The following is a 219-nucleotide window of genomic DNA, read 5'->3' as shown; positions in this document are numbered from 1 at the left end:
GAGAGCACCTGCCTTACAAGCAGGGGGTCACAGGTTCGATCCCTGTATCGTCCATTGAAACGAAAGTTTCAAGTGATCATGAATATCTATTCACCAGGCTGGTACTTAACTAGTATTTTGCCGACTTAGCTCAGTTGGTAGAGCATCGCTCTTGTAAAGCGGGGGTCGAAGGTTCGAGTCCTTTAGTCGGCATTATCTTGCGAACTTAGTTCAGTGGTA

The 219-nt window shown here is 46.6% G+C and carries 1 tRNA gene; it reads left to right on the top strand.

Features of this window, described 5'->3' with window-relative positions:
• Window positions 1–119 precede the first annotated feature (119 nt).
• Window positions 120–192: transfer RNA gene (locus IV50_RS07625), tRNA-Thr, on the top strand.
• The last annotated feature ends 27 nt before the right edge of the window (window positions 193–219 follow it).

This window comes from Weissella viridescens (assembly GCF_001437355.1).
In the GTDB taxonomy this organism is placed as follows: domain Bacteria; phylum Bacillota; class Bacilli; order Lactobacillales; family Lactobacillaceae; genus Weissella; species Weissella viridescens.
Note: the sequence above shows the minus strand (reverse complement) of the source record. Positions and strands in the feature narration are given on the sequence as shown.